Origin of the sequence: Streptomyces sp. TLI_171, assembly GCF_003610255.1 — a bacterium.
In the GTDB taxonomy this organism is placed as follows: domain Bacteria; phylum Actinomycetota; class Actinomycetes; order Streptomycetales; family Streptomycetaceae; genus Kitasatospora.
The window spans coordinates 1,795,575-1,818,931 of sequence record NZ_RAPS01000001.1 but is presented as its reverse complement, the minus strand read 5'-3'; the positions used below and the strand labels follow the sequence as shown (position 1 = coordinate 1,818,931).

19 protein-coding genes are annotated in these 23,357 nt (G+C 73.3%); 17 read left to right on the top strand and 2 right to left on the bottom strand.

All coding sequences use genetic code 11. The features are described from left to right. Nucleotides 1-38 precede the first annotated feature (38 nt). Nucleotides 39-1,022 (top strand): DUF5937 family protein, encoded by a 984-nt coding sequence (locus tag BX266_RS08295; protein WP_099898255.1) that lies wholly within the window; start codon nucleotides 39-41, stop codon nucleotides 1,020-1,022. Between the two features lie 7 nt (nucleotides 1,023-1,029). Here the strand turns inward: BX266_RS08295 and BX266_RS08290 are convergent, their stop codons facing one another. Further along, entirely contained in the window at nucleotides 1,030-2,598 is a 1,569-nt protein-coding gene (locus BX266_RS08290) for an alpha-amylase family glycosyl hydrolase (protein WP_099898254.1), read from the bottom strand. A gap of 385 nt (nucleotides 2,599-2,983) precedes the next feature. Between BX266_RS08290 and BX266_RS08285 the strand changes: the two genes are divergently transcribed. The 15 genes from BX266_RS08285 (at nucleotide 2,984) to ddaH (ending at nucleotide 20,398) form a co-directional block, all read left to right on the top strand. Further along, complete coding sequence (locus BX266_RS08285) at nucleotides 2,984-4,420, top strand: hypothetical protein (protein ID WP_399169238.1); 1,437 nt, start codon at nucleotides 2,984-2,986, stop codon at nucleotides 4,418-4,420. Between the two features lie 268 nt (nucleotides 4,421-4,688). Next, nucleotides 4,689-5,975 (top strand): lysine N(6)-hydroxylase/L-ornithine N(5)-oxygenase family protein, encoded by a 1,287-nt coding sequence (locus tag BX266_RS08280; protein WP_099898253.1) that lies wholly within the window; start codon nucleotides 4,689-4,691, stop codon nucleotides 5,973-5,975. After that, nucleotides 5,975-7,522 carry a class I tRNA ligase family protein gene (locus BX266_RS08275; RefSeq protein WP_099898252.1) on the top strand — a complete coding sequence of 516 codons (1,548 nt, stop codon included), beginning with the start codon at nucleotides 5,975-5,977 and terminating at the stop codon, nucleotides 7,520-7,522. Before BX266_RS08280 ends, BX266_RS08275 begins: the two co-directional genes overlap by 1 nt. Continuing rightward, nucleotides 7,519-8,583, top strand: a complete 1,065-nt coding sequence (locus BX266_RS08270) for an FAD-binding oxidoreductase (RefSeq protein ID WP_259464604.1) — start codon at nucleotides 7,519-7,521, stop codon at nucleotides 8,581-8,583. Before BX266_RS08275 ends, BX266_RS08270 begins: the two co-directional genes overlap by 4 nt. Then, nucleotides 8,580-9,851: an MFS transporter gene (locus BX266_RS08265; protein ID WP_099898251.1), complete on the top strand. Its 1,272-nt coding sequence runs from the start codon at nucleotides 8,580-8,582 to the stop codon at nucleotides 9,849-9,851. The genes BX266_RS08270 and BX266_RS08265 overlap by 4 nt, the downstream gene beginning before the upstream one ends. Continuing rightward, nucleotides 9,848-11,131, top strand: a complete 1,284-nt coding sequence (locus tag BX266_RS08260; protein ID WP_099898250.1) for an ATP-grasp domain-containing protein — start codon at nucleotides 9,848-9,850, stop codon at nucleotides 11,129-11,131. Before BX266_RS08265 ends, BX266_RS08260 begins: the two co-directional genes overlap by 4 nt. Then, the gene (locus tag BX266_RS08255) at nucleotides 11,128-12,456 is read left to right on the top strand and encodes an ATP-grasp domain-containing protein (protein ID WP_099898249.1); all 1,329 of its coding nucleotides are present in this window, start codon (nucleotides 11,128-11,130) and stop codon (nucleotides 12,454-12,456) included. Before BX266_RS08260 ends, BX266_RS08255 begins: the two co-directional genes overlap by 4 nt. Beyond that, nucleotides 12,453-13,664, top strand: a complete 1,212-nt coding sequence (locus BX266_RS08250; RefSeq protein ID WP_099898248.1) for an acyl-CoA dehydrogenase family protein — start codon at nucleotides 12,453-12,455, stop codon at nucleotides 13,662-13,664. Before BX266_RS08255 ends, BX266_RS08250 begins: the two co-directional genes overlap by 4 nt. Before the next feature lie 4 nt (nucleotides 13,665-13,668). Further along, the gene (locus BX266_RS08245; protein WP_099898247.1) at nucleotides 13,669-14,838 is read left to right on the top strand and encodes an acyl-CoA dehydrogenase family protein; all 1,170 of its coding nucleotides are present in this window, start codon (nucleotides 13,669-13,671) and stop codon (nucleotides 14,836-14,838) included. A 40-nt stretch (nucleotides 14,839-14,878) separates the two neighbouring features. Then, nucleotides 14,879-16,639, top strand: a complete 1,761-nt coding sequence (tsrT, locus tag BX266_RS08240; RefSeq protein WP_099898246.1) for a tryptophan 2-C-methyltransferase — start codon at nucleotides 14,879-14,881, stop codon at nucleotides 16,637-16,639. A 129-nt stretch (nucleotides 16,640-16,768) separates the two neighbouring features. After that, nucleotides 16,769-17,443 (top strand): response regulator transcription factor, encoded by a 675-nt coding sequence (locus BX266_RS08235; RefSeq protein WP_099898245.1) that lies wholly within the window; start codon nucleotides 16,769-16,771, stop codon nucleotides 17,441-17,443. Between the two features lie 38 nt (nucleotides 17,444-17,481). Then, nucleotides 17,482-17,832: a cupin domain-containing protein gene (locus BX266_RS08230; protein WP_099898244.1), complete on the top strand. Its 351-nt coding sequence runs from the start codon at nucleotides 17,482-17,484 to the stop codon at nucleotides 17,830-17,832. Continuing rightward, nucleotides 17,829-18,167 (top strand): hypothetical protein, encoded by a 339-nt coding sequence (locus BX266_RS08225; RefSeq protein WP_099898243.1) that lies wholly within the window; start codon nucleotides 17,829-17,831, stop codon nucleotides 18,165-18,167. The genes BX266_RS08230 and BX266_RS08225 overlap by 4 nt, the downstream gene beginning before the upstream one ends. Beyond that, nucleotides 18,164-19,519, top strand: a complete 1,356-nt coding sequence (locus tag BX266_RS08220) for an FAD-binding oxidoreductase (protein ID WP_099898242.1) — start codon at nucleotides 18,164-18,166, stop codon at nucleotides 19,517-19,519. Before BX266_RS08225 ends, BX266_RS08220 begins: the two co-directional genes overlap by 4 nt. A gap of 66 nt (nucleotides 19,520-19,585) precedes the next feature. Continuing rightward, the gene (gene ddaH / locus BX266_RS08215; RefSeq protein ID WP_399169232.1) at nucleotides 19,586-20,398 is read left to right on the top strand and encodes a dimethylargininase; all 813 of its coding nucleotides are present in this window, start codon (nucleotides 19,586-19,588) and stop codon (nucleotides 20,396-20,398) included. Nucleotides 20,399-20,450: 52 nt separating this feature from the next. Here the strand turns inward: ddaH and katG are convergent, their stop codons facing one another. Continuing rightward, nucleotides 20,451-22,673, bottom strand: a complete 2,223-nt coding sequence (gene katG, locus BX266_RS08210) for a catalase/peroxidase HPI (RefSeq protein WP_099898241.1) — start codon at nucleotides 22,671-22,673, stop codon at nucleotides 20,451-20,453. A 192-nt stretch (nucleotides 22,674-22,865) separates the two neighbouring features. Between katG and BX266_RS08205 the strand changes: the two genes are divergently transcribed. Beyond that, a complete protein-coding gene (locus BX266_RS08205; RefSeq protein WP_099907558.1) occupies nucleotides 22,866-23,276 on the top strand; it encodes a Fur family transcriptional regulator in 411 nt (136 codons plus the stop codon). The last annotated feature ends 81 nt before the right edge of the window (nucleotides 23,277-23,357 follow it).

Below are 23,357 nucleotides of genomic sequence, written 5' to 3'. Positions count from 1 at the left end.
CCGGCGTCGAATCCTCGCCGCCCGCCCCGAGGAGGACCGTGCTCGTCTGGGAGTTCTCCGCGCAGGACCTGGCCCGCACCCGGTTCGCCCGCTCGCCGCTGTGCGAGCTCACCACCAGCGTGGAGGTGCTCAAGGACCCGGGCCGCAGCGCCGTCCACCTGCCGTGGATCCGCCAGGCCCGACGCCGACTGGAGGGCGTGGGTTGGGAGTTGCTGTCCGCCCTGGTCCGGCTGCCGACCGCCTACATCCCGGACTTCCTCACCCCGGTGCCCGTCCTCGGCAGCCCGACCCTGGACGAGCAGCTCGCCGAACTGACCGCCCTCGACCCGGCCGCCGTACGCCGCGACCTCGCCCCGCTGGGCGGCGAACTTCCCCCGCCGGTCGCCGAGTTGGCGCGCGATCCGGAAGCCGGGACGGCCCGGCTGGCCGCGGAGCTGCGGGCGTACTGGCAGGCGACGATCGCCCCGCACTGGCCGCGCGTCGAACGGCTGGTCGACGGCGAGGTCCTGTACCGGGCACGGCAGTTGGCCGAACGCGGCCCGGCCGGGCTCTTCGCCGACCTGCACCCGCAGGTGAGCTGGGAGCGCGACCTGCTGCGGATCGGCCACCGCTGGGTCGACGCGCACCGGCGGCTGGACGGCGAACGGGGACTGGTGCTGGTGCCCACCGTGTTCGCCTGGCCCGGCGTGTTCTCGCAGACCAACCCGCCGTGGCAGCCCGGCCTGATCTACCCGCCGCGCGGCGTCGCCACGCTCTGGGAGGCTGCGGCACCCGCCGTGCCCGAGGGCCTGGCCCGGGTGCTCGGACGCGCCCGGGCCCGCCTGCTGGCCGAACTCGACGCCCCGGCCACCACCACCGAACTCGCCGCCCGCACCGGCCTGTCCGCCGCCACCGTCTCGCACCACCTGTCCGCGTTGCACGACGCCGGCCTGGCCGCCCGGCACCGCACCGGCCGCACCGTGCTCTACCGCCGCACGGCCGCGGCCGAACTCCTCTGCGGCGCCGGCGACCCGACCGCCTGACGGGACGTCAGCGAACGAAGATCCCGTACGAGAAGCCCTCCGCCCGCAGCACCGAGTGGGTCAGCGACACGCCCTGCCCGTACAGCAGCCGGCCCGGCAGGTCGCGCTCCACGGGCAGGCTCGCGGGCGACCGGCGCGGGTTGACCACCACCAGGTGGCGCTCGCCGCGCAGGTACGCCAGCGGGTAGCCGGAGTGCAGCAGTTCGAGCGGCGCGTCCGGTCCGAGCGCCGGGTGCGCCCGGCGCAGCGCGATCAACTGCCGCACGTGGTGCAGCAGCGAGGACTCGTCGGCACGCTGGGAGGCCACGTCGGGGCGGTCCGGCGACGGGTCCAGCGGCAGGTAGAACCGGTCGGCGGGCGCCGAGGAGAACCCGGCGTCCGGCGTCGCGTCCCACTGCATCGGCGTCCGGCTGCCCGCCCGGTTGTAGTGCGGGCCGAGCACGCTGCCCTCAGTGTCCGGCAGCCCGGGCACGAAACGCATCCCGATCTCGTCGCCGTAGTAGATCGCCGGGACGGCCGGCCAGGTCAGCTGGAACGCGAACGCGGCGGCCAGTTGCCCACGGGTGCGCGGGCCGGTCGCCAGCCGGGAGAAGTCGTGGTTGGCGGTCGGCAGGAAGGCGAACCCCCGGCCCGCCGCCGCCCGTTCGGTGCGCTCCCACTCGGCGAGGAACCGGCGCATCGAACCGCGGCCCTCCGCGTCGAAGTAGCACGGCTCGACCGGCCACTGCTCGTGCACGGTGCCCGCGCCGTTGTTCCACAGCGAGCGCAGCGGAGCCCCGTCGTCGGGGCCGCCGAACTGCAGGAAGAAGTCCCCGTGGAAGCCCATCGGCACCGAACGCGCCGGGTCGCCCCACTCGGCGAGGATCACCCGGTCGGGGTGGTGGGCGTCCAGCCAGGCCCGCGTCCCGCGCCACAGCCTGCCGGTCTCCACGAACCCGGGGTCGTCCTTGACCAGCGAGGACGCCATGTCGACCCGGAAACCCGAGACGCCCAGGCCGAACCAGTGCGCCATGATCTCGCGGAGCGCCGCCCGGTTCGCCCGCGGGCCCTCGGCGTCCACCGGCTGCCGCCACGGCTCGGCCGGGTCGGTGCGCGCGTAGCCGAAGTTGAGGGCCGGCTGGAAGTCGAAGAAGTTCGGCCGGTACCAGCCCGGGCGGCTCCCGGGCGAGGCCACGAAGCCGGGCGCCGGGCGGTCCGCCCAGACGTAGCGGTGGTCGGCCGGGTCGGACGCCGAGCGGACGAACCAGGGGTGCCGGTCCGAGGTGTGGCCCGCCACCAGGTCCAGCAGCACCCGGATCCCGACCCGGCGCGCCGCGTCCGTGAACTTCGCCAGGTCCTCCGGCGCGCCGTACCGCGGCGCGGTGGTCAGGAAGTCCGCCACGTCGTAGCCCGCGTCGCCGAACGGCGAGGCGAAGCACGGGTTCAGCCACACCGCGTCCACCCCGAGCCACTGGAGGTACTCCAGCCGCTCCGTCAGGCCCGCGAAGTCCCCGATCCCGTCGCCGTTCCCGTCCGCGAAACTCTGCGGATAGATCTGGTACAGCACCGCGTCCCGCACCCACTCCGTGCCCACCACAACCCCTCTCGTCCCGACCGGCGCCCCGGTACCCCACAGCCATGCCCGGTGACACCCCCGGGGAACCGGCCCGCCGCGCCCCGGCCTCAGCACGACCGGCCGGGCCGGTGACGGTGGGTCAGGGCGTCCGACGGGTGGGACGGGGGCAGCGGATGGTGGGGGCGGGCCGTTAGGGTTCCTGGCATGACCCTGTTGGTGAGCCGCCGCCACGTGGACCATGGCCGTGCCACCACGACGGGTTGTCGCCGCGTCGGCTGACGCGGCCCGCTGGTGCCTCTCGCCTGTGTCGAGGGCCGCTCATGCTCTCCGCCGAGCGGCTCGTCGTGTCCATCAGCGGTGGCGTCGCTCGGCGTTGACCCCTTCCTTCTCCGGAACAGGACTCGCCGTGCGTTCACGCCTGCTGCTCTCCGCCTTCGCCCTGACCACCGCGGCCGCCGTCTGGGTGGCCGGCACCACCGACTCGGTGGCCGCCACCGGGTTCGGTCCCCTGCCGCCGCAGAATCCGGCGACCGCGCCGAACGGCAACGCCGGGATGCACGGGGACTCGGCGTCCAGCGACACCACGCCCTATCCCGGGCCGGGCACCGGGGCGGTCAACTGGAGCCGGACGGCGCTGGCTTCGGCCTGCCCGACGGTGACGGTCGGTCGGGACGGGTACCCGGTGGCACTGTGCACCACGATCTTCGGGCAGACCCCGACCGTGCACCTGCTGAACCCGGCGAACGGCGCCGACCTGGCCTCGCTGGAGCTGCCCAAGGGCGCGCTGTTCGGCGGCGTGTACGCCTACCTGGACCAGAACGACGCCCTGGTGGCCGTGGACGGAAACGACAACCTGCTCCGGATCGGCCACCACCGGACCGACGGGTCCTGGAAGTTGACGGTCGACCAGAGCACCTCGCTGGCCGGTGCGATCCCGTCCGGCGACAACGTCGTGGGCCTCAGCCCGGGCTGGGACGGCAAGGTGTGGTTCGCCACCGGCGGCGGGGTGATCGGCACCGCCGACACCGCCACCGGTGCGGTCCGCACGCTGGCCACCGGCGAGGGCGTCGCCAACAGCATCTCCACCGTCCCGGGCCACACCGCCGTGGCGACCGACCACGCGCTGTACCTGCTGGGCCAGGCCGCGGACGGCACGCCCGTGGTGCAGTGGCGGGCCGCCTACGACCGCGGCCCGGGCCGCAAGCCGGGACAGCTGAGCTGGGGCACCGGCGCCACCCCGAGCTTCTTCGGGCCCGGCGACGGCACCGAGTACGTGACCCTGACCGACAACGCCGCGCAGCACGAGAACCTGCTGGTGTACCGGGTCGACGGCGGTCCGGCTCCGGTGTGCTCCGTCCCGGTGCTGACCAAGTGGGCGGCCAGCGGCACCGAGGACGCGGTGATCGCCTCCGGCCGCAGCGTGTTCGTCACCAACACCTACGGCTACCCGTACCCGGCACTGCCCGAGGGCGCCCCCGCCAGCGTGCCCTCGTCCGCCTCGTACCAGGGCGGGCTGGCCCGGGTGGACCTGGACGGGAGCGGGGTCGGCTGCTCCACCGTCTGGGAGAGCGACGTCAAGTCGGCCGCGCTGCCCCGGCTCTCGGTGGGTGACGGGAAGATCTACACGGTCACGGTCAGCGGCCCGACCGACTCGGTGGGCGCGCAGACCTTCGCGAGCTACGCGCACGCGGTGATCGACCCGGCGACCGGCGCCAGGCTCGCGGGCAGCACCTTCGGCATCGGCCTGCTGTACAACCCGCTGCAGATGACCGGCACCACCGCGCCGGACGGCACCCTCTACCAGGGCACCGAGACCGGCGTCCTGCGCATCGCCCGGAAGTAGCGCCGGGAACGGGCGGCGCGCGGACAGCGGGAGGGGAAGGGCCCCGGGGCAGCAGCCCCGGGGCCCTTCGCACGCCTGTCCGGAAATTCCCCCGGGCCCGGGAAGTCCGCCCTACCGGCCGGGAACGCCGGCTTCCTAGGTTTCTCGGCGCGACAAGAGTTCGACAGGAGCGCGACAAGAGCGCGACAAGAACGATCAGGAAACGCCGACGAAGCGTCAGGAGAGCACCGACTCGCCCTGGCGGTACCCGAGTTCACGAGGGGGAAGTGTGGCTGACCTAGAGGTGGGCGTACTGGCGATCGGAGCCGGCCCGGCGAACCTGGCCCTCGCCGCCGCGATCGAGGAGAGCGGTTCGGCCGAACTGGCCGAGCGCACCCTGCTGTTGGAGCAGGCCCCGGACATCAAGTGGCAGCGCGACCTGCTGATGCCGTGGGCCCGCAGCCAGGTGTCCTTCCTGAAGGACCTGGTGACCCTGCGCGACCCGCGCAGCCGGTTCTCGTTCCTCAACTTCCTGCACCAGCACGGCCGCCTGGACCAGTTCATCAACCTGGGCACCTTCCACCCGCACCGCTGGGAGTTCTCCGACTACCTGCAGTGGGTGGCCAAGTCGCTGGAGAAGGTGCAGATCCGCTACGACGCCAAGGCGACCGCCACCGAGCCGCGCTACGACGAGAACGGCAAGCTGATCGGCTGGCAGGTCACCCTCGCCGACGGCGACACCATCCGCTGCCGCGACCTGGTGGTCGGCGCGGGCCGCGACATGCACATCCCGGCCGTGTTCGCCGACCTGCCCGCCGAGAAGGTCATCCACAGCTCCCGGTTCCGCGGCCGGATCAGCGCCGTCGACAAGGACGCCCCGCTGCGCACCGTGGTGATCGGCGGGGCGCAGAGCGCCGCCGAGATGTTCATGGCGCTGTACGAGAAGCTGCCGAACTCCACCGTCACCATGCTGGTCCGCTCGATCGGCCTGCAGAACTACCAGACCAGCAAGTTCGTCAACGAGCTGTTCTACCCGTCGTTCGTCGACGAGTTCTACGAGGCCCCGGCCGAGATGCGCGCCCAGGTGCTCGACGAGATGCGACTGACCAACTACGCGGGCCTGGCCCCGCCGTTCCTGGACGAGCTGTACATGCTGCTGTACCGGGAGAAGATGATCGGCACCGGCCGCGCCGAGGTGCGGGCGATGACCGAGGTGGTCACCGCCCGCGAGGAGGACGGCGAGGTGGTGCTGGAGCTGCGCGACCGCCGCACCGGCAAGGTCGCCGAGCACCGCTGCGACCTGGTGCTGCTCGGCACCGGCTACGACAGCCGGATGCCCTCGCTGGTCCGGGAGTTGACCGAGAAGGCCGGGCTGGCCGAGGTCAGCGTCAGCCGGGACTACCGGGTCGACCTGGGGGCCGGCACCGACGCCGCGCTCTACCTGCAGGGCGTCAACGAGGCCACCCACGGCATCGCCGACTCGCTGATCAGCGTGCTCGCCCACCGGGCCCGCGACATCACCGGAGACCTGCTCGACCGGCACGGCCTGACCACCGTCACCGCGGACGCCCGCTGATGGCCGCGCTGCTGGTGGTCGCCCCCGGACCCACCGCCAACGGGGACCTGCACCTGGGCCACCTGGCCGGCCCGTTCCTGTCCGCCGACGTGTGCGCCCGGTACGCCCGCGCCACCGCCCGCGACACCCTGTTCGGCACCGGCGTGCACTTCACCCAGAACTACATCGTCACCACCGCCCGCCGCCTCGGCGAAAAGCCCGAGGAGCTGCGGCTGCACGCCGCCGAACAGGTCGAGGCGACCCTCGCCGCGGCCGGCATCGTCCCCGACGGCTTCGTCCGGTTCGACGACCGGTACCTGAAGACCGTCCGCACCCTGTTCGAACGGCTGCACGGCGAAGGCCACCTGCGGCTGCGCAAGGTGAAGTTCCCGTACCTGCCGGACACCGGGGAGTTCCTCACCGACGCGTACGTGCGCGGCGGCTGCCCCGTCTGCCTGGCCGAGGGCTGCGCCGGGCTGTGCGAGAACTGCGGGCACTGGATCGCCTCCGGCGAGCTGATCGAACCGCGCTCCACCCGGCACCCCGAACTCGCCGTCGAGCTGCGCGAGTGCGAGGTGCTGGTCCTGCCGCTGGAGGAGCACCGGGCCGCGCTGGCCTCCTACTTCGCCCGGCTGGCGCCCACCATGCGACCCCGACTCGCCCAGCTGGTCGAGGAGTTGATGGCCCGACGGCTGCCCGACTACCCGATCACGCTGCCGATCGACTGGGGCATCCCCGCCCCGTTCGCCGAGACCCCCGGCCAGGTGCTGTACTCCGACACCGAGACGGTGGCGTGGAGCCTGCACGCCATCGCGCTGGCCGCCGAGGCCCGCGGCGAGGTCCCCGGCGACGAGGAGCGGCACTGGGCCGCCGAGGCCGGCCCGGAAGTGGTGTTCTTCTTCGGCTCCGACGCCAGCTTCGCGTTCGCGCTCGCCGGCACCGCGATGCTGCTGGCCCTCGGCGGACTGGCACTTCCCGCGCACTTCGTCACCAACGAGTTCTACGAACTCGACAGCGACAAGTTCTCCACCAGCCGCGGCCACGTGGTGACGGGACGTCAGCTGACCGCCGAGGTGCCCCGCGACCTGGTCCGCTACTACCTGGCCGCCACCGGGCCGGACTTCCAGCGCACCAACTTCACCCGGGCCGCCATGGACCGGGTCTGCGGGCAGCGCCTGGTCGAACCGTGGAACCGGGTCGCCGAGAAGGCCGAGGCGTACCTCGACCGCGGTCCGCTGCCGGTCGGCGCCCGCTCCCGGCACGCCGCCAAGCTGATCGCCGAGCGCTTCGCCGCCGCGCTGCGCCCGCGCCGCTTCAGCCTCAGCGCCGCCGCGTTCACCCTCACCGAGCAGCTCGGCCGGCTCGACCGCTGGGAGGTCACCGACCAGGACGCCGGCGACTTCTGGCACGAGCTGGACCTGTTCCTGCGCTGCGCCGCCCCGCTGCTGGTCGACCTGGCCGCCGAGGCGCTGCCGGACCAGGCGATCCCGGCCGAGCCGTCCGCCACCACCGTCCGCCCCCGGCCGCTGCCCAGGCTCGCCACCCGCGTGCACGGCGGCGGACGGTGAACAGCCGCCCTTCCGGCGCCGCCGCGCACGTGGTGGTGGTCGGCGCCGGTGTCACCGGGCTGCTGACCGCCGTCGCCTGCGCGCGGGCCGGGCACCGGGTCACCGTGCTGGAACGCGGCCCGGTGCCCAACCCCGACGCGACCTCGCACGACCAGCACCGCGCCATCCGCACCCTGCTGCCCGGTGACCCCGACGGCACTGCCCGCCGGCTGGTCGCCCACCGCCACTGGGAGGACCTGGAGCGGCTGTTCGGCGCCGAGCTGTACCGCCGGGTCGGCGTCCTCACCGCCTGGCCCGAGCACCGGCTCGGCGAACTGCTCACCGAGGCGGACAAGGCCGGCATCCCGGTCGACCTGCCGCCGGACGACCGGCTCCCGCTGCTGGGCCGGCCGTCCGGCACGGTGGCGGTCCGCGAGCGGACCGGCGGCGTGCTGCTGGCCGACCGGGTGCTGCGGGCCGCCGCCCGCTGGCTGGCCGCCCAGCCCGGCGTGGACCTGCGCCCGCACCGCACGGTGCGGACGGTGTTCGCCGGCTCCGGGCGGATCGTGCTGGCCGACGGCGAGGTGGTCCGCGGCGACCTGACCCTGCTGGCCGGCGGCCCGTGGACCCGGAAGCTGACGGACGGTCAGGTCACCCTGTACCGGCAGACCATGGTCTACCTGGGACGTCCGGCCGGCGGCGACCGCTGGGACGAGGCGCCCACCGCGGGCGGCCTCGGCCGGGAGGGCCGCGGCTGGGTGCTGCCCCCGGGCGCGGGCACCCTGCTCAAGCTCAGCTCGGACACGGTGTGCCGCGCCGTCACCGACACCGACAGCAGCGCCGAGGACCAACAGCCGTACCTGGACCGGCTGGCGGCCGAGGGCATCCTGCCGGACCTCGACCGCTATCCGCTGGCCGGCGTCCGGGTATGCCACTACACCGCGGACGCCGCCACCGGCGGCCCGCTGCTGGCCCGGGTCTCCCCGGGCCTGTGGGCCCGGGCCGCGTGCGGCGGCAGCGGGTTCTCCACCGCTCCGCTGGTCGCGGAGCGGATCACCGCGGCGCTCCAGGAGGCGGCATGACCGACGACAGCCCGGCGATCGGTGTCCTCGACACCCTTCGGGCCACCCCCACCACCGTCCGGTACCTGCTCGGCGGCGTACTGGTGAACCAACTGGGCGCGTTCGTCCAGACGTTCCTGGTGCTGTACCTGACGCACCGCGGCCTGTCCGGCGGCACCGCCGGACTCGCCCTCGGCGCGTACAGCCTCGGCACCGTGTTCGGCACCGTGCTCGGCGGGGAGATCACCCACCGGCTCGGGGCGCGCACCACGATCGTGGCCGCGATGGCCGGCTCGGCGCCGCTGGTCGCCGTGCTGCCGCTGCTGGCCCGGCCCGGACTGCTCGCCGCGCTCCTGGTGGCGATCGCCCTGGCCGGTCTGTTCGCGCAGGCCTACCGGCCCGCCGCCTCGGTGCTGCTCAGCGACCTGATGCCGGAGCGGTACCAGGTGATGGGCTTCTCCATGATGCGGATCGCGCTGAACACCGGCGCGGCGCTCGCCCCGCTGATCGCCGCCGGCGTGATCCTGCTCGACTGGGACCTGCTGTTCTGGCTGGACGGCGCCACCACCCTGGTCTACGCCGCGCTCGCCTACCGGCTGCTGCCCAGGCACGCGGTGCCCGAACAGCAGCCGCAGGACAGTGCCGAACGCCGCTCCGGCGGCCGGGCCGCGTACGCCGCGATGCTCCGCGACCGGGCCTACCTGGCGTACCTGGCCGCCGTGATGCTCGGCACCGTCGCCTACGTGCAGTCCTCGATCTCGCTGCCGCTGGAGATCGTCCACGACGGCTACCCGACCGGCCTGTACAGCGCGGTGCTGACCGCGTCCTCGCTGGTGCTGATCACCTGCGAACTGAAGATCACCTCGTACATCACCCGCATCCCCACCTACCTGGCGGTCGGCGTCGGCCACCTGGTCAACTCGGCCGGACTCGCCGTGTACGGCCTGGCCGTGCACTCCGGGGCGTTCGTGCTGTTCGGCGCGGTGCTCGCGGTCAGCGGCCTGATGATCGCCGGACCCAGCATGTTCGCCCACCCGGCCACCTTCCCGGACGCGTTGAAGGCCCGCTACCTCGGCACCATGCAGGCCGCGGCCGGCCTCGCCTCGGCGGTCGGCCCGCTGTTCGGCGTCTGGGCCTGGACCCACCTGCACGCCGGGTTCTGGGTGCTGATGGCCCTGGTCAACGGCCTGGCCGGCGTGCTGGCCGTGGCCGGCCTCAAGCACCGGGCCGCCCTGCGCGCCGCCGCCGCGAAGAACCCCGATCCGGACCCAGTCGGAGAGACCGTATGAACAGTCAAGTCCCCGCCGAACGGCCGGTGCTGATCGTCGGCTACGTCGCCTTCGCGGTGCCCGGCATCGCCGCCTTCCAGCCCGCCGACTCGGTGATCTACGTCGAGGAGCCGGACGTCGCCCGCAAGCGGCACCTCGCCGAGGCCCTCCAACAGATCGACTTCGCGCGCGAGTTGATCGAGTGGGAGTACCACCTTCCGGGCCGGGCGGACGCCTTCTTCGCCGCCCACCCCGACCTCGACCCGGTCGCGGTGATCCCCGCCGTCGAGTACGCGGTGCCGTTCGCGGCCCGGCTCGCGGAACGCTACGGCCTGCCGGGCGCCGGCCTCGGCTCCGCGCAACTGCTGCGCGACAAACACCAGTTGCGGACCGTCGCGGCCGCCGCCGGGATCGCCAACCCGGCCTCCGAGCCGGTGCGCAGCGCCGCCGAGCTGACCGATTTCATGACCAGGAACCCCGGCCCCGTGGTGCTGAAGCCCGCCAACCGGCAGGCCTCGGTGGGCACCCGGGTGCTGCACGGGCCCGCCGAGGTCGAGCAGGCCTGGGCGCAGTGCTGTGCCCAGGACGAGGGCGTGTTCGTCCCGGACCGCCCGATGGAGCTCGCCATGCTGGCCGAACAGTTCGTCAGCGGACCGGAGTTCAGCGTCGAGCTGCTGGTCGCCGGCGGCCGCTCGGTGTTCGCCAACACCACCGGCAAGCTGCTCTACCCGGGCCCGTACCCGATCGAGTCCGGCCACACCGTCCCCGCCGAGCTGCCGGAGGAGCAGCGCAAGTCGCTGGTCGCCGAGACCGAGCGGCTGGTCGCCGCGGTCGGTTTCGGCGACGGGGTGCTGCACTGCGAGTGGATCCTGGCGGACGGCGTCCCGGTGCTGGTGGAGTGCGCGGGCCGGCTGCCCGGCGACTCGATCCCGGACCTGATCGAGGCCGCCTACCCCGTCCGACTGCTGCGCTCGTACTTCGCGTTGATGAGCGGGACGCCGCTCGGCCCGCTGCCGGAGCGGGCCGAGCGGGCCACCGCCGCCCGCTTCCTCGCCCCGGACGGGCCCGGCACCGTCACCGCGGTGCACGGCATGGAGCAGGCGGCCGCCGCCGAGGGCGTCCAGCAGGCCGCGATCGGCATCGGCCCCGGGCACCGCACCGCGGGACTGCGCAGCTCCTGGGACCGGGTCGGCATCGTCACCGCCCTGGCCGACACCCCCGCCGAGGCCCGCCGACTGGCCGATGCGGCCGCCGCCCTGGTCCGGATCGAACTGGACAGCACCGAGGAGGAGATCGCATGACCCAGCGTCAGGAAGGGGACGCCGTGACAGGCGCCGGCACGCTGCTGGTGATCGGCAGCGGACTGAAGGAGTACCGCGAGTACCTGGTCGGCCCGATGAGCCGCCGCGCCCGCGCCGCCGGGCTGGAACTGCTGCTGGTCAACAACCTGCGGCCGACCTGGCAGCAGGAGTACTTCGACGAGATCGTGGTCGCCAACGTCTTCGACACCGCGGTGATGAACGCCACCGTCCGGGAGATCGCCGCCCGCCGGCAGATCGTCGGCCTGCTCTGCTGGGACGAGCCGCTGGTGCTGGACGCCGGCCTGCTGGCCGCCGAACTCGGCGTCCCCGGCCTGTCCGAGCGCGGCGTGCGCGGCGTGCGCGACAAGGAGCGCACCCGCAGCGTGCTCACCGCCGCCGGCCAGCGCCAGCCGGGCTTCGCCCTCACCACCGACCTCGCCGAGGCCCGCGCCGCGGCCGCCCGGATCGGCTACCCCGTGGTCCTCAAGCCGCGGGCGATGGGCGCCTCCATCGGCGTGGTGTTCGCCGCCGACGAGAGCGAGCTGGACGCCGCGTTCACCACCGCGCTGTCCGCCAGCGAGGTCGATCCCGGCCCCTACCGGGCCAGCGTGATCGTCGAGGAGTACGCGGGCGGCCCGGAGATCAGCGTCGACGGCGCCGTCCACAAGGGCGAGTACCTGCCGCTGTTCCTGGCCCGCAAGTACAGCAGCGACGAGCCGTACTTCGAGGAGGTCGGCCACATCGTCGACGCCGCCGACCCGCTGCTCGCCGACCCGCAGCTGCTGGCCGTGCTCGCCGACGCGCACCGGGCGCTCGGCGTCGAGGACGGCATCACCCACACCGAACTGCGGCTCACCCCGCGCGGCCCGCTGATCGTCGAGGTCAACGGCCGGCTCGGCGGCGACCTGATCCCGCTGCTCGGCCGGATCGCCACCGGACTGGAGCCCGGCGAGGTGCTGTTCGACGTCGCCGTGGGCCGCCGGCCGGAGATCGCCCCGACCCGCACCGCGGTGGCCGGCATCCGCTTCGGCTACCCCGAACAGGACTGCCGCCTGGACGGGTTGACCCTGCCGAAGGCGGGCGAGGCGGCGGGCCTGGTGCACGCCGCGCCGATGGCCCCCGACGGCACCGTGCTGCGGCTGCCCCCCGGCGGCTACCTGGCCAGGCACTCCTTCGTGATCTGCGAGGCCGACACCCTGGCCGGCTGCGAGCAGCGGCTCGACGCGGCCGCCGCCCTGGTCCGGCTGGAGACCTCCGAGGTCGAACCCGCCGACCCCGCGGCCCCGTTCGCGATGCCCGCCGGACTGCTGGACGTGGACGCATGACCGCCGCCGCGCCGCTGGACGCGGCCGAGATCCTGCGCCGGGCCCGCGCGCTGGCCCCGGTGCTGCGCGAGCGGGCCGCCGAGATCGAGGCCAACCGCACCCTCCCCACCGCGATCGTCGACCTGCTCCGGGACACCGGCGTGTTCCGGATGTGCTTCGCCCGCGAGTGGGGCGGACCCGAACTGACCTCGCTGGAGCAGCTCGCCGTGGTCGAGGCCCTCGCCTACGGCGACGCCTCGGCCGCCTGGTGCGGGGTGATCGGCGCCAACAGCGGCCTGATCGGCAACTTCCTCGACCAGTCGGTGGTCAAGGAGGTCTACCCCGACCTGGACCTGATCACCGCGGGCGTGCTCGCCCCGGCCGGCCACGCCGAGCGGGTGCCCGGCGGCTACCGGCTCAGCGGCCGCTGGTCGTTCGGCTCCGGCATCAAGCACAGCGACTGGGTGACCTCCGGCGCGTTCGTCTTCCAGGACGGCGAACCCTGGGCCGCCCCCGGCAGCGCGCACAGCCACGACTCGCTGCAGTTCCTGGTGCCCCGCTCCGAGGTCGACGTGGTGGAGAACTGGGACACCACCGGCCTGCGCGGGACCGGGAGTTGCGACTACACCATGACCGAGGTGTTCGTCCCCGAGACGCACACCTTCACCTTCTACGAGACCCGCGGCACCCCGAGCCCGCTGGCCCAGCCGGACTCCTTCATGCGGGCCCTGTGCGGCGTCCCGCTGGGCGTGGCCCGCGCCGCCCTCGACCACGCCCGGGAGATCGCCGCCACCCGCTACGACCGGATGGCCGGCCGACCGTGGGCCGAGAGCTGGCGGGTGCAGACCGAACTCGCCTCCTGCGAGGCCGAGTTCAACGCCGCCCGGGAGGGCGTGTACGGGGCGCTGCGCCGCCAGTGGGAGGTGCTCGCCGCGGGCGGCACGCTGGACGACCTCACCCCGACCGAGCGGGCCGCCTCGCCGCTGGCCTGGCTGCACGCCTTCCGCACCGCCCGGCGGGTGGTCAACCGGCTCTACGACCTGCTGCAGACCTGGTCGATCAACCGCGACCAGCCGATGGACCGCTGGCTGCGCGACACCGCGGTGATGTGCCAGAACCTCACCGCGCAGGACGCGGTCCTGGAGTCGGTCGGCGCCTACCTGCTCGGCCGGCCCCCGCTGTTCCGGATCAGCCTCGGACTCACCACCAGCCCCACCGAAGGAGAGTGACGACATGTCCTCCGAGATCCTGAAGCGGGCCCGGGAACTGGCGCCGCAGCTGCGCGAGCTCGCCCCCGCGATCGAGGCCAACCGCACCCTGCCCGCCGAGGTGGTCGAACTGCTGCGCGCCACCGGCGTGTTCGGCATGTGCTTCGGCCGCGAGTGGGGCGGCCCCGCGCTCACCTCGATGGAGCAGACCGAGGTGGTGGAGGCCCTCGCGTACGGCGACGCCTCCGCCGCCTGGTGCGCCGTGATCGGCGCCAACACCGGCATCTACGCCAACTTCCTGGACCAGGCGGTGGCCAAGGAGGTCTTCCCGCGCCTCGACCTGGTGGTGGCGGGCCTGCTGCAGCCCTCCGGCCGGGCCGAGCGCGTGCCCGGCGGTTTCCGGCTCAGCGGCCGCTGGTCGTTCGGCTCCGGCATCAAGCACGCCGACTGGGTGACGTCCGGCGCCTTCATCTTCGACGGCGGCGAGCCCTGGGCCGCCCCCGGCAGCAAGCACCGGCACGACTCCCGGCAGTTCCTGGTGCCGCGCTCCGAGGTCGAGGTGATCGACAACTGGGACACCACCGGCCTGTGCGGCAGCGGCAGTTGCGACTACACCATGACCGAGGTGTTCGTGCCCGAGGAGCACACCTACACCTTCGCCACCCCGCACGGCGCGCCCAGCCCGCTCACCCAGGCGGACTCCTTCACCCGCGCGATGTGCGGCGTCCCGCTCGGCGTGGCCCGCGCCGCCCTCGACCACGTCCGCGAGGTGGCGTCCACCCGGTACGACCGGATGGCCGGCCGGGCCTGGGCCGACAGCTGGCGGGTGCAGACCGAACTCGCGCGCTGCGAAGCCGAGTTCAACGCCGCCCGGGAGGGCGTGTACGGCTCGATGCGCCGGCAGTGGGAGGTGCTCGCCGCGGGCGGCACGCTGGACGACCTCACGCCCACCGAGCGGGCCGCCTCCCCGCTGTCCTGGCTGCACGCCTTCCGCAGCTCCCGGGACATCGTCGCCCGGCTCTACGACCTGCTGCAGACCTGGTCCATCAACCGCAGCTCGCCGATGGACCGCTGGCTGCGCGACACCACCGTGATGGCCCAGCACCTGGTCGCCCAGGACCGGATCCTGCAGTCCGCCGGGGCCTACCTGGTCGGCGGCACCCCCGAGTTCGGCATCAGCCTCGGCATCGTCTGACCGACCGTCAGTTATTCACTTCACCCAGGGGAGGGAACCCATGAGCAGACTGGTCCTACTGGTCAATCCCAACAAGGTGCATCCGCCGATCGCGCCCTACGCCCTCGACGTCCTCACCACCGCGCTGGAGGACGCCGACTTCGAGGTGGAGGTGCTCGACCTGACCTTCCGCCGCGACGACTGGAAGACCTGCCTGCACGAGTACTTCGCGGAACGCGACCCGATGCTGGTCGGGGTGACCGTCCGCAACACCGACACCGTGTACGCCTTCGAGCAGCGGCCGTTCGTCGGTGAGCACCGGGAGATCATCACCGAGATCCGCCGGCACACCGAGGCGCCCATCGTCGGCGGCGGCATCGGCTTCTCCACCATGCCGTTCGCGCTGGTCGAGTACTTCGGCATCGACTACGGCGTGAAGGGCCCCGGCGAGAAGATCCTCTGCGAGCTGGCCGAGGCGGTCGCCGAGGGCCGCGAGACCACCGGCATCGCCGGACTGATCCGCAACACCGAGCGCGGCGCCGTCCGGGTCCCGCCCGCGGTGCTCACCGTCCGCCACGGGCAGGCCCAGCAGGTCGACGCCACCGGTCAGTTCGAGCCCCGGGTGTGGCAGGTGGACCGGCAGTCGGTGTACCGGCGGCGCTCCGGCGTCCCGCGCCGGGTCGACAACCTGGAGTACTACCGGCGCGGCGGCCTCGGCTCCATCCTGACCAAGAACGGCTGCGCCTACCGCTGCTCGCACTGCGTGGAGCCCGACGCCAAGGGCACCCGTTACGGGCAGCGCGAACTCGCCTCGGTGGTCGACGAGATGGAGTCGCTGGCGGCCCAGGGCATCCTGGACCAGCACACCACCGACAGCGAGTTCAACCTGTCGATCGCGCACGCCAAGAACCTGCTGCGGGAGATCGTCCGCCGCCGGCACGCCGACCCGGACAACCCGCTGAACGGTCTGCGGCTCTGGGTGTACTGCCAACCCAGCCCGTTCGACGAGGAGTTCGCCGACCTGCTGGCCGCGGCCGGCTGCCGGGGCGTCAACGTCGGCAGCGACCACATCCGCCCCGAGGTGCTCAGCGGCTGGAAGGTCACCGAGAAGGGCGGCACGTACTACACCTTCGAGGACACCGAGCGGCTGGTCCGGCTCTGCCACGAACGCGGCATCCTCACCATGGTCGAGGCGCTGTTCGGCATGCCGGGGGAGACCATGGAGACGGTCCGCGCCTGCGTGGACGCCTTCATGGCGCTGGACGCCACCGTCACCGGCTTCTCGCTCGGCCTGCGGCTGTTCCCCTACACCCCGATGGGCATCGACATCGCCGAGCAGTGCGCGGGCGTGCGCACCGTCCCCGGCCTGCAGTCCAACACCGCGGGCGGCCCGATCGTGCTCAAGCCGCTGCGGATGTGCGCCTCCCCGGCCGAGTACGAGCGGCAGTTCATGTTCGACGAGCACGGCAACTTCCGGCTGGTCTGCTGGTTCTCGCCCGGCCTGCTGCCCGACCCGGCCCGGGCCGCCGACCCGGAGGAGCGCTGGCACGGACCGGTCGCCGACCTGTGGGCGATGATCGACCCCGCCGACCACCACCGGGTGATGCTGCCCACCGTCGAGGGGATGAGCGAGCACGACAACAACTACGCCGACAACCCGTTCCTCACCAGCCTGGGCGGCCTCGGCTACACCGGCGCGTTCTGGTCGCACTGGCGCGGCCGGGAGGAGATCATGCGCCGCGCCCGGGAGGGCCTGGCACTGACCGGCGTCCCTGCTCCGGAACCGGCCGGGCAATCATCACATCTGCCAACTCCTGTATGACATTGCACACTTGAGCCGCGCGATTGACCAGATCATGATGAGGTAACGGAATCGTCACCGCCGGTGATCACCACGTCCCCGGCCGCACGCACCGCCTTTTGCCGCACCACCACACGCCGCGAGGGGACGATGAACCAGCACGGGAGTTCCACGCCGCTGACCGTGCTGCTCGCCGACGCGCAGCCGGCCGTCCGCCAGGGCGTCCGCTCCATGGTGGAGGCCTCCGGCGGCGCGCTGGTGGTCGGCGAGGCGGGCACCACCGGCGAGGTGCTCGCGGCCACCTCCCGGCACCGGCCCGACGTCCTGGTCCTCGACCCGCAACTGGACGACAGCTCCGGCATGCGGATGATCAGTCAGATCCTGCGGCTCGCCCCCGACACCGGCGTCCTGGTGTTCAGCGCCTTCGACGACGACAGGGCGGTGACCGCCGCCTTCCACGCCGGCGCCCGCGGCTACCTGGTCAAACGCGCCACCGCCGACCAGATCGTCCGCGGCATCCACGCCGTCGGCAACGGCGAGGCCATCGTCGACCGCACCATCGCCGCCCGGCTCGGCACCCTGATCGGCGCCGGCCCGCGGCCGCGCAGCTACCCGTTCCCGCAACTCAGCGACCGGGAACGGGAAGTCCTCGAACACCTGGCCGCCGGCCGGTCCAACACCGTCATCGCCCGCGAACTCGCCCTCGCCTCCAAGACCGTCAGCAACCGGATCTCCGGAATCTTCGGCAAACTCGGCGTCGCCGACCGCGCCCAGGCCATCGTGCTCGCCCGCGACGCCGGTCTCGGCCACGCCGCCGCCCGCTGACGGCTCCCCACGCCCACGCACCCGAACGGAGCCCCGCCATGCCCGAAACCGGCCTGCCGCCCGGCCTGGTGATCCGCCGTCAGGAACCCGCCGGACTCGAACGCGCCCACGGCCTCGACCTGAGACTGCTGCACCCCTGGGGCGAACTCACCACCCCCTTCCACGGCGCCTGGTGCGTGCTGCGCCCCGGCGACCTCACCGACACCCACCAGCACACCGAACGCGAACTGTTCATCTGCATGAGCGGCCGCGGCGAGGTCCGCACCGCCGACGGCAGCCACCCCATCGCCGCCGGCGACCTGGTCCTGCTGCCCGCCGACACCGACCACGCCGTGGCCAACCCGCACGACCAGGACTTCGCCTACTACGCGATCTGGTGGCAGGCGTGAACCCCCGCCAGCTCGACTACGAGGGCCGGCGCTTCCACGCCCCCGACGGCGACCGCCGCACCGTCGCCGTCTACCACCAGCAGGGCGACCTGGTCTGGGGCGAGATCGCCGGCGGCGCGATCCGCCGCGGCTGGACCGCCGGCACCCGGCTGCCCGACGGCACCCTCGCCATGGGCTACACCTTCGTCCTCGACGACGGCGAAGTGGTCTGCGGCCGCACCCGCAACACCCCCGCCCTCACCCCCGACGGCCGGATCCGGCTGCACGAGCAGTGGGAGCGCTACGGCCCGCACCCCGCCGCCGGCACCTCCACCATCGAGGAGATCGCCCCGTGACCACCCCCGACTGGGCCCTGCTCGACAAGCACACCACCGGCCCGCTGCTGCACCCCGGCGACGCCGCCTTCCACGACTCCTCCGCCGCCTTCAACGAACGCTGGGCGCACCGCGCCCCCGCCGCCGTCCTGCAGGCCGCCGACCGCGACGACGTGCTCCGCGCCGTCGACTGGGCCCGCGACAGCGGCGTCCCGATCGTCCCCCGCGGCGGCGGCCACTCCTACGCCGGACACTCCGTCAACACCGGCCTGGTCCTCGACCTGCGGGCCCTCGACACCATCACCGTCGACCCCGCCACCGGCCGGGTCACCGTCGGCGGCGGCACCCTCACCGGCGCCCTGTACGCCGCGCTGCGCCCGCACGGCCTGGCCCTGCCGCTCGGCAACGGCGCCGGCGTCGGCATCGCCGGCCTCGCCCTCGGTGGCGGCTCCGCCGCCACCTCCCGGCACCTCGGCCTGACCGCCGACACGCTGCGCGCCACCACCCTGGCCACCGCCGCCGGCACCGTCCTCCACTGCGACGACCAGCAGAACGAGGACCTCTACTGGGCGTGCCGCGGCGGCGGGGGCGGCAACTTCGGCATCAACCTCGACCTCACCTTCCAGGCCACCCCGGCCCCCGCCGCCAGCACCTGCCTGCTGCTCTGGGACGCCGCCCACGCCCCGGCCGTGTTCGACGCCGTCCAGCACCTGATGCGCACCGCCCCCGACCGCACCTCGCTGCGCCTGGGCGCCGCCCGCTCCGGCGGACGCACCGTGGTCTCCGCCATCGGCCTGCACCTCGGCCCCGCCGCCGAACTGCGCGAACTGCTCGCCCCCGCGCTCGCCGCCGGGCAGCCGCTGCGCGCCGACCTCGCCGACCGGGACTTCTGGGACGCCATGGACTACCTGCAGCACGAGACCAGCGGCGGCGCGTTCGCCGTCCGCACCCACTTCGCCGCCGCGCCGCTGCCGCCCGAAGCCGTGGCCGCCGTGCTGGCGCACCTGGAGGCCTGGCCCGGCAGCGGCAACCCGGACGGCTGCGGCCTCGCCCTGTTCGGCTGGGGCGGCGCGATCAACCGGGTCGACCCGCAGGCCACCGCCTTCGTCCACCGCAGCGCCGAGTACCTGGTCAGCCTGGACACCTCCTGGCTGCCCGGCGAGGACCCGGCGGCCAACCTGGCCTGGCTGGCCGAACTAGATCACCTGGTCGTTCCGCACGCGATCGACGGCGCCTACCTGAACTTCACCGACCCGGACCTGCGGGACTGGCGCACCGCCTACTACGGTGCCAACTACCCGAGGCTGGTCGCCACCAAGCGCCGCCACGACCCGGACGGACTGTTCACCTTCCCGCAGTCCATCGGCAGTTGAACCCTCACCCCCGCAGCCCCGCCGACCGACCGTCGGCTCCGTTGCCCTGCCCGGAAGGACACCACCGTGTCGCCGCGTACCGCCCGACCGCGCCACTACCTGATGTGCCGGCCCGCCCACTTCACGGTCGACTACTCGATCAACCCGTGGATGGACCCGGCCAAACCCACCGACACCGGCACCGCGCTCGCCCAGTGGGACCAGCTGCACGCGCTGTTCCTGCGCCTCGGCCACACCGTGGAGCTGATCGACCCGGTGCCCGGCCTGCCCGACATGGTGTTCGCCGCCAACGGCGCCACCGTGGTCGACGGCAAGGTGCTCGGCGCCCGCTTCCGGTACCCCGAGCGCACCGCCGAGGGCCCCGCCTACACCGACTGGTTCCGCGCGCACGGCTGGACGCAGGTCCGCGACGCCGAGCACGTCAACGAGGGCGAGGGCGACCTGCTGGTGGCGGGCGAGCGGATCCTGGCCGGCACCGGCTTCCGCACCGAGGCCGCCGCGCACGCCGAGGCCGAGCGCTTCCTCGGCCGCGAGGTGGTCACCCTGCGCCTGGTCGACCCGCGCTACTACCACCTGGACACCGCGCTCGCCGTGCTCAGCGACACCGAGATCATGTACCACCCGGCGGCCTTCGACCCCGCCTCGCGGGCCGTGCTGGAACGCCTCTACCCCGACGCGATCACCGCCGGCGCCCAGGACGCCCAGGTGTTCGGCCTCAACGCGGTCTCCGACGGCGCCAACGTGATCCTTCCCGAGGCCGCCGTCGGCCTCGCCGAGCAGCTGCGCGCCCGCGGCTTCAACCCGATCGGCGTCGACCTCACCGAACTGCTCCGGGCCGGCGGCGCCGTCAAGTGCTGCACCCTCGAACTGCGGCACTGAACGGAACAGGCCCGGCCCCCCGCGGGGGCCGGGCCTCCTCAGCCGGCCAGGGTCACACCAGGTCGAAGCGGTCCAGGTCCATGACCTTCGTCCAGGCGGCGGCGAAGTCCTTCACGAACTTCTCCTTGGCGTCGTCCGAGGCGTACACCTCGGCCAGCGCCCGCAGCTCCGAGTTGGAGCCGAACACCAGGTCCGCCCGGGTGCCCGTCCACTTCACCGCACCGGAGGCGTCCCGGCCCTCGTACACCGTGTTGTCCGAGGCCACCGGCGCCCAGGTGGTGCCCAGGTCCAGCAGGTTGACGAAGAAGTCGTTGCTCAGGGTGCCCGGACGCTCCGTCAGCACGCCGTGCTGCGAGCCGCCGGTGTTGGCGCCCAGCACCCGCAGGCCGCCGACCAGCACGGTCAGCTCCGGGGCGGACAGGTTCAGCAGGTTCGCGCGGTCCACCAGCAGGTACTCGGCCGGCAGCCGGGTGGCCTTGCCCTGGTAGTTGCGGAAGCCGTCGGCCTGCGGCTCCAGCGCCGAGAACGACTCCACGTCGGTCTTCTCCTGGGTGGCGTCCACCCGGCCCGGGTGGAAGGCCACCTCGACGTCCACGCCGCCGGCCTTCGCGGCCTGCTCGACCGCCGCGGTGCCGCCCAGCACGATCAGGTCGGCCAGCGAGACCTGCTTGCCGCCCTTCGCGTTGAACTCCTGCTGCACGCCCTCCAGCACCCGCAGCACCTGCGCCAGCTGCTCCGGGTCGTTGACCTCCCAGCCGCGCTGCGGCTCCAGGCGGATCCGGGCGCCGTTCGCGCCGCCGCGCTTGTCACTGCCGCGGAAGGACGCCGCCGAGGCCCACGCGGTGGACACCAGCTGGGCGGTGGTCAGACCGGAGGCCAGCAGCTGCGCCTTCAGCGCCGCGACGTCCGCCGCGTCGATCGGCTCGCCCTGGGCGGCCGGCAGCGGGTCCTGCCAGAGCAGCTCCTCGGACGGGACCTCGGGGCCGAGGTAGCGGACGACCGGGCCCATGTCACGGTGCGTCAGCTTGTACCAGGCGCGGGCGAAGGCGTCCGCGAACGCCGCCGGGTCGTTCAGGAAGCGGCGGGAGATCTGCTCGTACACCGGGTCGAAGCGCAGCGACAGGTCGGTGGTGAGCATCTGCGGGGCGTGCTTCTTCGCCGGGTCGAAGGCGTCCGGCACGGTGCCCTCGCCGCCGCCGTCCTTCGGCTTCCACTGGTGCGCGCCGGCCGGGGACTTGGTCAGCTCCCACTCGTGGCCGAACAGGATCTCGAAGAACGAGTTGTCCCAGGCGGTCGGGGTGTTGGTCCAGGTCACCTCCAGGCCGGAGGTGATCGCGTCGGGGCCCTTGCCGGAGCCGTAGCTGCTCTTCCAGCCGAGGCCCTGCTCCTCCAGCGGCGCACCCTCGGGGTCGTCGGCGACGTTGTCCGCCGGGCCCGCGCCGTGGGTCTTGCCGAAGGTGTGGCCGCCGGCGATCAGCGCGACGGTCTCCTCGTCGTTCATCGCCATCCGGCGGAAGGTCTCGCGGATGTCGCGGGCCGCCGCGATCGGGTCCGGGTTGCCGTTGGGGCCCTCCGGGTTGACGTAGATCAGGCCCATCTGGACGGCGCCCAGCGGCTCCTCCAGGTTCCGGTCACCGGTGTAGCGCTCGTCGCCCAGCCAGGTGGTCTCCGGGCCCCAGTACACGTCCTCGTCGGCCTCCCAGACGTCCGCCCGGCCGCCGCCGAAGCCGAAGGTCTGGAAGCCCATGGACTCCAGCGCCACGTTGCCGGACAGGATCAGCAGGTCGGCCCAGGACAGCGCCTGGCCGTACTTCTGCTTCACCGGCCAGAGCAGGCGGCGGGCCTTGTCCAGGTTGGCGTTGTCCGGCCAGGAGTTCAGCGGGGCGAAGCGCTGCTGGCCGGAGCCCGCGCCGCCGCGGCCGTCGGAGATCCGGTAGGTGCCGGCGCTGTGCCAGGCCATCCGGATGATCAGCGGGCCGTAGTGGCCGAAGTCGGCCGGCCACCAGTCCTGCGAGGTGGTCAGCACGGTCTCGATGTCGCGCTTCACGGCCGGGAGGTCCAGGGTCGCGAAGGCCGCCGGGTAGTCGAAGTCCCCACCCAGCGGGTTCGCCACCGCCGGGTTCTTCGCCAGGATCTTCAGGTTCAGACGGTTCGGCCACCACTGCTGGTTGCCGCCGCCCTGGGTCGGGTGGGCCGCGCGGCCGTGCACGACCGGGCAGCCTCCCGCACCCTCGGACTTGGGGTCGGTGACGATGGCGTCGTCGTTCTCGGGCATGGGAGCTCCTCCGGATCGGGCGGATCGCACTCTTCGCTACGGGCACCTTGGCTGTTCGCCGGAGCCGATCCTAAGATAGACGAAGTCTAAGTCAAGAAGCGGGTCAATCGGGTGGTGGTTCCGCTCGAATCGGGTGCGTCGCCGCACCCCCTGTACAGTTCGGGCTGCTGTTGAGCTGAATGGATGAACAAGATGAGTGACCTGCTGGAACGGCTGCGGTCCCGCGGCTGGAGGCTGACCTCCCAGCGGCGGGTGGTCGCCGAGGTGCTCGACGGCGACCACGTCCATCTGACCGCCGACGAGGTCCACGCCCGCGCCGCCGAACGCCTCCCGGAGATCTCCCGCGCCACCGTCTACAACACCCTCGGCGAACTGGTCACCCTCGGCGAGATCCTCGAAGTCGCCACCGACGGCCGCGCCAAGCGCTACGACCCCAACGCCCACCAGCCCCACCAGCACCTGGTCTGCTCGGCCTGCGGCACCATCCGCGACGTCCACCCCACCGGCGACCCGCTGGCCGCCCTCCCCGCCGCCGAACGCTTCGGCTTCACCATCGCCACCGCCGAAGTCACCTACCGCGGCCTCTGCCCCGACTGCACCTGAGCCGCCCCGCCCCCGTAACCGACGGTGCGGTACAGTCTGCGCCGCTCGGAACGGTCGCGTGACGCGACCCGTCGGCTCGAC